9 protein-coding genes are annotated in these 10,667 nt (G+C 61.8%); 5 read left to right on the top strand and 4 right to left on the bottom strand.

Annotation, left to right across the window (positions count from 1 at the left end; translation table 11 throughout):
* Positions 1-672 precede the first annotated feature (672 nt).
* Positions 673-2,655, top strand: a complete 1,983-nt coding sequence (gene rpoD / locus FFS45_RS28800; RefSeq protein ID WP_137958034.1) for an RNA polymerase sigma factor RpoD — start codon at positions 673-675, stop codon at positions 2,653-2,655.
* 153 nt (positions 2,656-2,808) lie between these two features.
* Here rpoD and FFS45_RS28795 read toward each other — a convergent pair whose 3' ends face one another.
* From FFS45_RS28795 to FFS45_RS28785, 3 genes are read right to left on the bottom strand one after another with little or no spacing between them, the layout of a single operon-like run.
* Entirely contained in the window at positions 2,809-3,480 is a 672-nt protein-coding gene (locus FFS45_RS28795) for a winged helix-turn-helix domain-containing protein (protein ID WP_137958033.1), read from the bottom strand.
* A gap of 12 nt (positions 3,481-3,492) precedes the next feature.
* The gene (locus tag FFS45_RS28790; RefSeq protein WP_137958032.1) at positions 3,493-4,866 is read right to left on the bottom strand and encodes a HAMP domain-containing sensor histidine kinase; all 1,374 of its coding nucleotides are present in this window, start codon (positions 4,864-4,866) and stop codon (positions 3,493-3,495) included.
* A 3-nt stretch (positions 4,867-4,869) separates the two neighbouring features.
* Positions 4,870-5,547 (bottom strand): response regulator transcription factor, encoded by a 678-nt coding sequence (locus FFS45_RS28785; RefSeq protein ID WP_137958038.1) that lies wholly within the window; start codon positions 5,545-5,547, stop codon positions 4,870-4,872.
* Positions 5,548-5,830: 283 nt separating this feature from the next.
* Here FFS45_RS28785 and FFS45_RS28780 point away from each other — a divergent pair, with 283 nt between their 5' ends.
* Positions 5,831-6,097, top strand: coding sequence for a DUF4148 domain-containing protein (locus FFS45_RS28780; RefSeq protein WP_137958031.1), 267 nt, complete (start codon positions 5,831-5,833; stop codon positions 6,095-6,097).
* A 108-nt stretch (positions 6,098-6,205) separates the two neighbouring features.
* On the top strand, positions 6,206-7,921 hold the full coding sequence (locus FFS45_RS28775; protein ID WP_171029785.1) for a glycoside hydrolase family 13 protein: 1,716 nt from the start codon (positions 6,206-6,208) through the stop codon (positions 7,919-7,921).
* Here the strand turns inward: FFS45_RS28775 and FFS45_RS28770 are convergent.
* On the bottom strand, positions 7,894-8,691 hold the full coding sequence (locus FFS45_RS28770) for a BPSS1780 family membrane protein (RefSeq protein ID WP_137958029.1): 798 nt from the start codon (positions 8,689-8,691) through the stop codon (positions 7,894-7,896). The genes FFS45_RS28775 and FFS45_RS28770 overlap by 28 nt on opposite strands.
* A 187-nt stretch (positions 8,692-8,878) precedes the next feature.
* On the opposite strand from FFS45_RS28770, the gene FFS45_RS28765 reads away from it, so the two are divergent.
* Positions 8,879-9,886, top strand: a complete 1,008-nt coding sequence (locus FFS45_RS28765) for a YafY family protein (RefSeq protein ID WP_137958037.1) — start codon at positions 8,879-8,881, stop codon at positions 9,884-9,886.
* A 107-nt stretch (positions 9,887-9,993) separates the two neighbouring features.
* Positions 9,994-10,620 (top strand): XRE family transcriptional regulator, encoded by a 627-nt coding sequence (locus FFS45_RS28760; protein WP_137958028.1) that lies wholly within the window; start codon positions 9,994-9,996, stop codon positions 10,618-10,620.
* The last annotated feature ends 47 nt before the right edge of the window (positions 10,621-10,667 follow it).

Genomic DNA, 10,667 nt, shown 5'->3' with positions numbered 1-10,667 from the left:
CGCGTCGCCATCAAGCGCCCACACTTATCGGCTGTTAATTTTTAAAGATCTTTCGCTCAGAAGCTCTGCTTTCTTCGCGTCCGTCATCAAACGGGAGGCGAATTATGCGATGCGGTTCGGGACACGTCAACCCCATCCATGAAAAAAGTTTGCAAGCGCATCGAAGTCAACGCGCGTGTCGCTCGCTGCGTTGATGAAAGCGAAGGTCGCACACACCTCTCGTCTTATCCATGAGAGAAAAGAATGTGGCAGCCCTGCGCAACCGGAGGTGCAGCGAACGCCGCCCGAACATACTGAGCTCTCCCCATACATCTCGCCGCCGCACCTTGTGTGCAGCGAAGTCGCCCCTACATATGGAGGGCGACAAGGAAGACCCCGCGCAGCAATGGAACTCGTCATCGTGGACGATCTGCCCCTAGGGCGCGCACTACTTGACGTTTTCTCAACATATATCTCGCATTTGAGGAGAGCTCGCCCTCAAGTTCGTGTACAATCGCTGGCCGCGCGAATTTTGCGCGTCTCTATGGGCCCGCTTCGTGCGGGCCAATCTTTTCGCTCTTTGCGAGCATAGACAAACCAGCCGCATGTATCACTCAGGTGATGTTGCGGCCTAGCCGAAACGCCTGAGCGACGCGTCTTGCGCCTCATAGCGAAGCCTTCGAGGAGAAGACATTGAACCCTTTCGATCGGGATGATTCCGGAGACAACGCCGGATACTCAATCAAGGCCCCTGCCGGGCGAACTGCCAAAGGTAAGGGCGCGGGTAAAGCGATCCCGGTTGCTGCCGAAACGTCGCAGCAAGTCGAAGAACAGCAACGCCAAATGCGCGCGCTGATCCAGTTGGGCAAAGAGCGCGGTTATCTCACGCACGCGCAGATCAACGATCACCTGCCCGATAATTTCGCGCAAACCGCAGCGATGGAAACCATCGTTGCAACCTTCAACGACATGGGCGTGGCTGTCTACGAGACGGCTCCCGATGCCGAAGCGCTGCTGCTGAACGCCAACTCGCCGGTCGTCTCCGACGACCAGGCGGACGAAGAAGCCGAAGTCGCGCTATCGACGGTCGACTCCGAGTTTGGCCGCACCACCGACCCCGTGCGCATGTATATGCGCGAAATGGGTGCAACGGAACTGCTGACCCGTGCCGGCGAAATCGCCATTGCCAAGCGCATCGAAGACGGCCTGCACGAAATGGTTCAGGCGATCGCAGCCTGCCCGTCGGCTGTGTCGGCCATTCTGGCAAGCGCGGATCAGGTTGCGGCAGGTGAGCTGCGCATCGACGAACTCGTCGATGGCCTGAACGAAAACACCACATCGGAAGAAGTTGCCGACGATAGCGTCGATGCAGCCTCGGACGACGACGCCGAAGCCTCGGACGACGACGCCGACGGCGACGACGACATGACCGCAGATTCGAGCGCGGTTGACGAAGCGCGCCTGAAAAAGCTCACAGCTGACTGTCTGGAGATTTTCGCTCGGGTGCGCACCCGCTTCGAAGAAGTCAGTTCGCTTCACGCAAACGATGGCAGCTCCTCGGAAGCCCATCTGCGCGCGCGCCAGGACATCCAGCAAGAACTAGCGGCGCTGCGCTTCACCGCGCGCACCATTGACCGCCTGTGCGGCGACGTGCACCACCAGGTCACGCAGGTTCGCGCGATCGAGCGCCGCTTGCAGCAAATCGTGCTGGAAAAGAGCGGCATGCCGCGCGATCTGTTCATCGAGTCGTTCCCGGGCCATGAAACCGACCTGGGCTGGACCATGCGCATGGCAGCAACGTCGAAGGAATTCGGCGCGGCACTCGAGCGTAATCTGCCCGCTATCCAGGCCGAACAGCAGAAGCTGATCGCCATCGAAGCGGCTGTTGCACTGCCGCTGAAGCAGTTGAAGGAAATCAACCGCAAGATGGTTGCCGCCGAAGCGAAGATGCGCAAGGCGAAGGGCGAAATGATCGAGGCGAATCTGCGTCTCGTGATCTCGATCGCCAAGAAATACGTCAACCGCGGCATGCAGTTCCTGGATCTGATTCAGGAAGGCAACATCGGCCTGATGAAAGCGGTGGACAAGTTCGAATATCGCCGCGGCTGGAAGTTCTCCACCTACGCAACGTGGTGGGTGCGCCAGGCCGTGACGCGTTCGCTGGCGGATCAGGCCCGTACGATTCGCGTGCCGGTGCACATGATCGAGACGATCAACAAGCTGAACCGCATTTCGCGCGAAATCCTCCAGCAGACCGGCCAGGAAGCGCATCCTTCCGTGCTGGCCGCGCGGATGGACCTGTCGGAAGAGAAGGTTCGCAGCATCCTGAAGATCGCTCGCCAGCCCGTTTCGATGGAAACGCCGATGGGCGAAGACGGCGACGCCACGCTGGGCGACATGATCGAAGACTCCTCGGCCACGTCGCCGGCGGAAGCTGCGGTGCAGGCCGACCTGCGCATCGCCATCGACGACGCGCTCGATTCGCTGTCGCCGCGCGAAGCGAAGGTGCTGCGTATGCGCTATGGCATCGACACGAAGTCGGACCATACGCTCGAAGAAGTCGGCAAGCAGTTCGACGTCACCCGCGAACGGATTCGCCAGATCGAAAGCAAGGCGATGCGCAAGCTGATGCATCCTAGCCGCGCGGATCGACTGAAGTCGTTCCTCGACCGGTAAGTTAGAAAGGGCTCTGAGTGTTAAAACCAGAGCCCTTTTTCTATGAGGCAAGGCAAACTGGCCTGCCGCGGTTTGCCAACGCTTATACCGTTCCCACTGCCGTCAGTGCGGGGGACTAGTGCATCGGCGGCGGCGTTCGCAAAACATCGCCAGCTAAGCCGCTTCCCCAGACACCACGCTGTACCCCACACGCGCAACCGTCTCAAGATGCAAACCCCATCTGCATTCCGCAAAGCGGCGCCGCAGCGCTGACACCAGACGTTGCAGCGAGACGCTATCAGCATCGGCGTCACCGAACACGTAGCCAATCAGTTCATCGCGCGGCACAACCGTTCCGGCGCTGCGCAGCAGACGTTCCATCAGCAGATACTCGCGCCGTGTCAAAGCCAGAGCTGCGCCATCCGGACCGATCAGACTGCGCTTTGTACGCGAAAGAACGATGCCCTCGACGGGTGTTTTGGCATCCTCAACACCTTCCCTGCCGTCCCGCCAAAGCGCATGTAGCCGGGCTTCCAGTTCCGCGTACTCATAGTGCCCGGTAAAGCAAGCATCGGCGCCGGCATACAGCGCGGCGATTCGCGCATCCTGTTCGCCTGGAGTGTCGATCACCACAAGCACCGTATGCTCCGGCCGGGCGACGAGCGCACGTGCCGCGTCGACGGGAGCGCCCTGGCTCAGCGCAACCACCGCGTCGATACGTTCTATCGCGACCAGATAAGCGGCGTCGGCAACATACTCTGCCGTCGACACGCTGTGGTTCGATTCGGTGAGCGCAGCGACCAGGTAGTCGGCACGTGCACCGGTTCCTACACACAAGATGCGCATGACATCCCCCACTCAAAGACCGCGACGTTCGCGTTCGGGCCAGCAATCGAGCACGACGCGGGTGCCGGGTCGGGCGTCCTCCAGCGTGAGTCTGAATTCGTGCAGATGGGCAACCGCCTGCACCACCGAAAGCCCTAACCCCGAACCCGGCGTATCGCGCGTGCGCTCGCTACGGTAGAAACGTTGCAGCACAGCCTGCCGTTCGCCGGCCGGGATACCCGGGCCGGCGTCGCGCACTGTGATACGTGGGCCTTCCGCGCACTGCCGCACTGCAATGACCACCTTCCCTTCTTGCGACGCAAACTTGATCGCGTTATCGACAATGTTGACCAACGCCTCGAACAGCAATGGATAGTCGGCGCGCACCGGCAACACGGGTTGCAAATCGAGTTGTAACTCGACATTTCTCGCTGCCGCGACGGGCGTGTACAGCTCACCTACGTGCTGGCAGAGAACGTGCATTTGCGTGTCGCTGAATTGCGCACGACGATGCAAGGCCTCGATCTCCGAGATGCGCAGCATCGCGGAGAAGCGCGCGAGCACGTCGTCGGTTTCTCGCGCGGCGTGCTGCAAACGCTCGGCGTCTTCGTCCTTGAGCGCGCCGGGTTCAATGCGCGCCAGCAGCGAGCGGATATGGATCAACGGCGTGCGCAGATCGTGGGCAATTCCGTCGCATGCGCTCTTGACCTCGTTCATCAGGCGCGATATTTCGTCGAGCATATGATTGACGATCTGCGAGAGCCAGGCGAGCTCGTCACCGCCACGCTCCGGCAAACGCGTATCGAGGTTGCCTTGTGCGATCAGATGCGTAAGACGGCGCATTTCCTTGATGCGCCGCAACTGCACAGCCGAACACAGGATACCGAAGCCCAGGCCGCCGAGCAGCGCAATTGCACCACTCCATGCAATGCCACCCAGCATGTAAGCGCGCAGCCGTGTCATTTCGTCGACATCGCGAGCAATCACCAGCACGCCGCCGTCGGGAAGCCGCGTAGCTCGGGTGCGCATGTATTCGGGCCGCTCGATGGTGGATGGCGTGAGTTGCGGGCGAAACCAGACACCTTTCCCGTCAGGTTCAACGCCAGCAGGACGTCTGGCAATATCGCCCGCGAGGTACTGGCCATCGGCTGCGAACACGCCATAAAAATTGACCGGTTGGCGCATCTTTGCCTTGATGCGCGCGTCGATTTGTCCGAGCAGCAGGTTGCGCGGCAACTCCTCGAAATATTCGAATTGCCAACTGATGTTGTTGTCGGCTTGCGTGGCCGTGTAGTTCGCCGAGTTCCAGTAGTTGATCCACACCAGGCTCAGCACAGAACCCGCGAATACCAGTGCATACAACATCAGCAGACGGAAAATCGTGCTGCGCCACAAGCTCATTCTCATCGCCTATCCCAGCATATAGCCCGATCCGCGCACGGTCTTGAGCAACGGACGCATGCCGGGGAGGTCAATTTTCCGCCGCAGCAAGCCAACATAGACTTCGATCAGGTTGGTGCCCGGATCGAAATGCATGTCCCATACGGACTGGAAGATCATTGTGCGGGTCAGGATTTGCCCGGAGTTTCGCGCGAAGTATTCGAGTAGCTTGAATTCCACCGGTGGCAGCGCCACCTCATGTTCGCCGCGCTTCGCGCTCCGGGCAATCAGGTCGATCTCCAGATCGTCGACACGCAGCACCATCGATGCAGCTTGCAGGCGACGCCCGCGCCGGCGCAGCAGGACGTCGATGCGCGCTTTCATCTCCTCGGCAGAAAACGGCTTGGGGATATAGTCATCGCCTCCCGCCAGCAGCCCGCGAACGCGCTCATCGACATCGGACAGGGCGCTGATCATCAAGACCGGTGTCTCGATGCCGACGCCGCGCAGAGTCTTGAGAATGGTCAGCCCATCGATGCCGGGCAACACGCGGTCGAGCGTGATGACATCGAACTCATCATGCACCGCACGCGCAATACCGTCCTGTCCGCTCGTCACCCACTCGACTTCAAAGCCGGCATCGCTTAGGGAGTCCACTATGTCGCGTCCGACAATCTGATCGTCCTCGATCGTCAAAATTTTTGCCATGGTCTGCATGGCCAGCCTTGCGAAGACTGGCACTCGAAAGAGCGAGCGTGCAGTATCGCAAAAGCGTTGCCGGAGAACATGAAACATCCTTTAGGTAAGCCTGGAAAGTGCGCATGCGCGGCCATACATGCGTCCCCATCACTCGATGAACAAAGCTTAATCTTTGCCAAGCCGGCGCCCGCCATCAGATGGCGAAGATAGGCATACACCGTGTGTTTCAGACAGAACGCCCCTGCACACACGGTGCGATGTCCTTCGCTCACATTGATCCGAGGTGCCACTCATGAAACGCCCACTCAGCACGTTTTTCCTCACTACCACAATCGCACTGTGCGCTGCCGGTGCGCATGCGGCCAACGCTCAACCGGACACTCAAGGTCTGACACGCGCACAGGTCAAGGCGCAGTTGTATCAGGCCTTTCTGAACGGCACGACCGCTGCCGATGAGAAGACCTCGTACCCCTCGCCGCCTTCGGACCGCGCCGAGATCGCCGCGCAGCGGGTCAAGGTGGCGCGCGAAAATTCTTCCTATGCAAACTTTGCGCAGTAAGCAATCACGTGAAACCGGCCCACTCGGCCTCATAATCAGGGTTGCTCGCCGGCCTGCACCCGCTGCATGCCGGCTCCTCGTCGGGATTCACCACAAGAGGTCAGCAACATGAATGTGCGCACGAGAGAATTCGCCGCCCCTGAGGCCCACGCGGGTGCCGAATGGTGGCGCAGCGCGGTGATCTATCAGATCTATCCGCGCTCCTTTGCGGATTCGGACGGAGACGGTATCGGCGATTTGCCCGGGATCACCGCGAAGCTGCCTTATCTGGCCCGTCTCGGTGTCGACGCAATCTGGCTCTCGCCGTTCTATCGCTCCCCTCAGGCCGACGCCGGCTACGACGTAGCCGACTACCGTGCCGTCGATCCGCTATTCGGCACGCTGGACGATTTCGACCGCATGCTGCGTGGGGCCCACGCGCTCAGCATGAAGGTGATCGTCGATCTGGTGCCCAATCACACCTCCGACGAACACGCGTGGTTTCAGGCGGCGCTGAAGTCGCCACCTGGCAGCGCCGAACGGGCGCGCTACCTGTTTCGCGACGGCCGCGGCGCGCATGGCGAACTGCCGCCGAACAACTGGCAAAGCGTGTTCGGCGGCAACGCCTGGTCGCGTGCCCCCGGGGACTCACAGTGGTATCTGCATCTGTTCGACCGCAAGCAGCCGGACCTGAACTGGGATCACCCCGAGGTCCGCACGGAATTCGAGGACGTGCTGCGCTTCTGGCTGGAGCGCGGTGTGGATGGTTTTCGCGTCGATGTGGCGCACGGTCTCATCAAGGCGCCGGGCCTGCCCGATTGGGGCGGTCACGCCACGATGGTGGAAGGCGTGGAGGACGGCAGCGGCAGCAGCCACACTGCGGGGCCCATGTGGGACCAGGACGGTGTACATGAGATCTACCGTAGCTGGCGCCGCGTACTGGACAGCTATCCCGGTGATCGGATGATGGTGGCCGAGGCCTGGATAGCGCCGCAATCGCGGCTCGCCCGCTACATTCGGCAAGACGAAATGCAGCAGGCCTTTAATTTCGACTATCTGCTGGCCCACTGGGATGCTGCCGAACTGCGCGCGGTCATCGAAACCTCGCTGGCTGCCTCGGCCGCAGTCGGCGCCCCGACAACCTGGGTCATGTCCAACCACGACTCGGTGCGGCACACGTCGCGTTATGGCTTGCGCAAACCGGGAGCCCGGCCGAAGGGTATCGACGCGAACGGCGAGCAGCCCAATGAGGCCTTGGGACTGCGCCGCGCCCGTGCGGCCGCCTTGCTCACGCTCGCGCTGCCCGGGTCGGCCTACCTCTATCAGGGCGAGGAACTGGGCCTGCCGGAGCACACCACGCTGGAAGCGCGCTATCGCCAAGACCCCGCGTTTTTCCGCACACATGGCGCTGAAATAGGCCGTGACGGCTGCCGCGTGCCACTCCCCTGGAAGGCAGATGCTCCGTCCTTCGGCTTTGGCCCCAGCGAGAAAAGCTGGCTGCCGCAGCCGGGCAACTTCGCGCGCTACGCGGTGGATCGTCAGGACGGTGCAGGCGGCTCGACCCTGGAACTGTATCGGCGGCTTCTGCAACTGCGGCGCGACCATGCGCTCGGCGCCGGCCAGTTGCACTGGCACGCCACCGGCGCTTCTGATGTCCTGAGCTTCGACAACGGCGAGTTGCGCGCAGTAATCAATCTGGGTATGAAACCCGTTGCACTACCTGCGGGAACGCTGCTGGTGTCGAGCGAGCCATTGAGCGCGCCGGGCCACTTGCCCGGCAACACGGCGGCGTGGCTACTCCCCGCTCATCTATCCGCTCACCGGTCGACAAACACATCCCGGTAAGCACCGTAGATCGACAGCAGCGGCACGGCCACCAGCAGGGGCGTCAGCACCAGAGCACGCAGCATCAGCGGAACCATGGTTGCGAAGAGCACGGCCACTGTCAGCGCCGCGAAGTACGTCATCATGACTGGCCAGTTACGAGCCGCACCGCTGGCACTCGAAATCATCGCGTCGTGCGGTGTCATGTCGTGCAGCATCACCAGTGCCGGAGCGAAACAGGTAGAGGCAATCGCAATCGCGAAGATCGATGCGCCGAGCAATGATTCGAGCGCGCCACGCACGCCGTGGCCGCCGTCGTAGGCGACCGACAGGTTATGCGCACCGCTTGCCGTCACCGAGGCGTTCAGCGAGACATGGAAGGCCGCGAGCAGAACCACATAGCCGAGCGCAAGAATCGCCGCACCGTACAACCCGATTACCCACAGCGCGTTGCTGCGCCGCGCCAGCGCCGCAAATGTCTCCCGCAGCGACACCGGCTGCCCCTTGCTCGCGCCATCCTGCACGAACATCAGCCCACCCACCACGAACGGTATCAACAGCACCGCCAGTGCGCTCAACAGCGGCAGGAAGCCCTGCAGCGTCGCGAAATCCGCACAAGCCAGCAACACGCTCAGCCATAGCACGGGCTGCTGGCTCGCCGCACGTGCGCCGCTTGCCAGCCAGTCGACAATACGCTGGGGATTGACTTCTCTTCCACCGGAAAAAAGCCGTGCCGGCACACGATGGAGGCGGGTCTGCTTGGAAACGCCGCGCGGAAAATCGATGTTCATGACAGTTTCCTCAGTGAAAACAACGCTTTGTTATTCGTACTCCTATGAATAACAACTGGATATGCTGGCATTCGGGTACTGCCACCGCTCTTGCCGGCAGACGCCGTTTCGTCCCGGCCTGCCGATACTGCTAATCTACGGAGCATTGCGGACAAAGGTTGTCCGCATCTACGGAGACCGACGCCGAATGTTGCAAAACTCCTCACGGCTGCTGCGCCTGCTTGGCATGCTCCGGAACGCCCCAACGTGGCACGGTGCGGTGCTGGCCGAGCGCCTTGGCATCACCGAACGGACCGTGCGGCGCGACGTCGACCACTTGCGAGGCCTGGGCTACCGGATCAGCGCAACGCCGGGGCCGGATGGCGGCTATAGCCTGGAAGCGGGCACGAGCATGCCGCCCCTGCTGTTCGAGGAGGACGAAGCGCTTGCCGTCTCGCTGGCGCTGCGCACGCTTGCCGCCAGCGGCGTGCAGGGCATTGAAGAGTCGGCGCTCGCCGCCCTCGTCAAACTGGAACATTTGATGCCTCCCCGGCACAGCCGCAAGGCAAAAACGTTCTTCGCCTCTATCCAGAAGCTGGCCCAGTCAGGCCCCAAGGTCGATCCGACTGTGCTGGCCACGCTTGCCGGCGCATGTGCGGATCACGAGGAGCTGCAATTTCGCTACATGGACGTCAAAGCGAGAGCGAGCCAGCGCACAATCGAGCCCCAAGGTCTCGTCAACGCGGAATCGCGCTGGTACCTCGTTGCCTGGGATCGAAGCCGGGAGGACTGGCGGACGTTCCGTGTCGACCGGATCGTCCCGCCGGTTTCGAGCGGAGCGCGTTTCAAGCCTCGTATCGGGCCGCACAAGGGTGATCTGGCTGCATACGTCTCACGTTCGATTTCGACCTCGGCCTACACGGTGCGCGCCAAAGTGATCCTTCACGCGCCGATGCAGGCGCTCGCCCAAAGCATCTGCCCACTTGTCGGCCAGTTGGCGCCGCTCGATTCGCGGCGATGCATCGTGTATACAGGGGCGAATTCCGTGCACGCGATTGCCTCATGGCTGTGCACGCTGGAAGTCGAATTCGACATCGTGGAGCCCCCCGAACTGCTGGAGTTCTTGCGGGGAATGAACGCCCGCGTCCACCAGGCTTTGGAGCGATCCGGAGACGCGTCACAGATCGAAATTTCCGATCGGAAAACCCCGGCCTGATTCCGCGCCATATCGGCCCTTCAGTGAGGGCCGAGGCTCCCGGAGCCACCCGATGTTATGATCGGAAACACTGTACGCCCTGCGGCGCGCTTATCGCTCTACACCCCATGGATACCCATCTCACCAAACCCTCCGAGCCTTCCACCTCGGATCTGGGCCGACGCGTACGTGCGGCGCGCCAGGCACAGGATTTGACGCTGGAGACAGCGAGCCGCCTGTGCGGCGTGTCGCGCTCGACCTTGTCGAAAGTGGAAAACGGCCTGATGTCGCCGACTTTCGACGTGCTGCAGAAGATCGTGCTCGGTCTGAAGATCGAGATCGGCGAACTGTTCGGCTCGACGCCTAAAGTCAGCGCGGGCGGCCGCCGCGCGCTGACCCGCAAGGACGCCGGGCAGCGCCACGCGTATCGCGGCTATCAGATGGAACTGCTCGCCACCGATCTCGCGCACAAGGCCATGCTGCCGTTTCGTATCCGCATTTCGGCCCACACGCTCGATGCGTTCGACGACTGGGGCCGGCACGAAGGCGAGGAATTCCTGTATGTGATTAGCGGCAGCGTGTGCCTGTACTCCGAGTTGTACGCCCCCACACATCTGAACGCAGGCGACAGCATCTACTTCGACAGCCGCACGGGTCACGCGGCGGTCTCCACCAGCGAAGAAGACGCCGAGGTACTGTGGATGGCCACAAGTGCGGATATTCCGCAGGCTCCGGCCGAGTCGTCGAAGAAGTAAGCAACGCCCGCCCGGCAGGCATGCGCAAGCTTACCGGCACCGCGCTG

This window comes from Burkholderia sp. 4M9327F10 (genome assembly GCF_005503145.1).
In the GTDB taxonomy this organism is placed as follows: Bacteria; Pseudomonadota; Gammaproteobacteria; order Burkholderiales; family Burkholderiaceae; genus Paraburkholderia.
This window is presented reverse-complemented; position numbering and strand designations above follow the sequence as displayed.

Bases quoted from the DNA above. Each gene is read 5' to 3' on its own strand.
- FFS45_RS28785 (WP_137958038.1), bottom strand. From the start codon at position 5,547: ATGGCAAAAATTTTGACGATCGAGGACGATCAGATTGTCGGACGCGAC.
- FFS45_RS28765 (WP_137958037.1), top strand. From the start codon at position 8,879: ATGTTGCAAAACTCCTCACGGCTGCTGCGCCTGCTTGGCATGCTCCGG.
- FFS45_RS28760 (WP_137958028.1), top strand. From the start codon at position 9,994: ATGGATACCCATCTCACCAAACCCTCCGAGCCTTCCACCTCGGATCTG.
- FFS45_RS28790 (WP_137958032.1), bottom strand. From the start codon at position 4,866: ATGAGAATGAGCTTGTGGCGCAGCACGATTTTCCGTCTGCTGATGTTG.
- FFS45_RS28775 (WP_171029785.1), top strand. From the start codon at position 6,206: ATGAATGTGCGCACGAGAGAATTCGCCGCCCCTGAGGCCCACGCGGGT.
- FFS45_RS28795 (WP_137958033.1), bottom strand. From the start codon at position 3,480: ATGCGCATCTTGTGTGTAGGAACCGGTGCACGTGCCGACTACCTGGTC.
- FFS45_RS28780 (WP_137958031.1), top strand. From the start codon at position 5,831: ATGAAACGCCCACTCAGCACGTTTTTCCTCACTACCACAATCGCACTG.
- FFS45_RS28770 (WP_137958029.1), bottom strand. From the start codon at position 8,691: ATGAACATCGATTTTCCGCGCGGCGTTTCCAAGCAGACCCGCCTCCAT.